This window comes from Moraxella bovoculi 237 (assembly GCF_000696305.2).
Lineage (GTDB): Bacteria > Pseudomonadota > Gammaproteobacteria > Pseudomonadales > Moraxellaceae > Moraxella > Moraxella bovoculi.
On sequence record NZ_AOMT01000039.1, the window covers coordinates 1 to 574 of the forward strand.

A 574-nucleotide genomic window follows, 5' to 3' on the forward strand; every position below is an offset into this window, starting at 1 on the left:
CCGGCAGCTGAGGGTTCTAGCGTTGGCGTGATGATGATTGAGAGGGTAGGCGATTTGGCAAAAGCATACCCTAAGCTTAAGCAGTATCACGGCGAGATTCTTGCAGAAAAAGCAATCACAGGCGGTGAGTACGCGTGTTCGCTGCTTGGCGATACGGTGCTGCCAAGTATTCGCATCATCCCTAAGGGTAAGTTCTATGACTATGAAGCCAAATATCTGCGCGACGACACGGTATATCAATGTCCATCAGATCTAACGGACGAGCAGGAGCGTGAAATGGGCGAGCTTGCGCGACGTGCCTTTAGCGGCATTGGTGGTCGTGGTTGGGCGCGCGTCGATTTTCTAAAGTCTGACGATGGTAAATTATACCTATTAGAGATCAATACTGTTCCAGGCATGACGGATCACAGCTTGGTACCGATGGCGGCAAAGCAAGCGGGAATTGATTTTGCAACCTTATGTGTGACCATCTTAGAGCAGACCTTGTCTTAATATTAAATTCAATAAAAAAAGCGAACGTACGTAGTTACGTTCGTTTTTTACGTTTTTTAGTTTTCGTTTAAACGGTTAACGT

At 46.7% G+C, this 574-nt stretch carries 1 protein-coding gene; it reads left to right on the plus strand.

Annotated features, from left to right (window positions below; translation table 11 throughout):
* Positions 1 to 492: ATP-grasp domain-containing protein (locus tag MBO_RS08945; protein WP_036366888.1), on the plus strand; the 492-nt coding region annotated here is incomplete at its 5' end.
* Positions 493 to 574 lie beyond the last annotated feature (82 nt).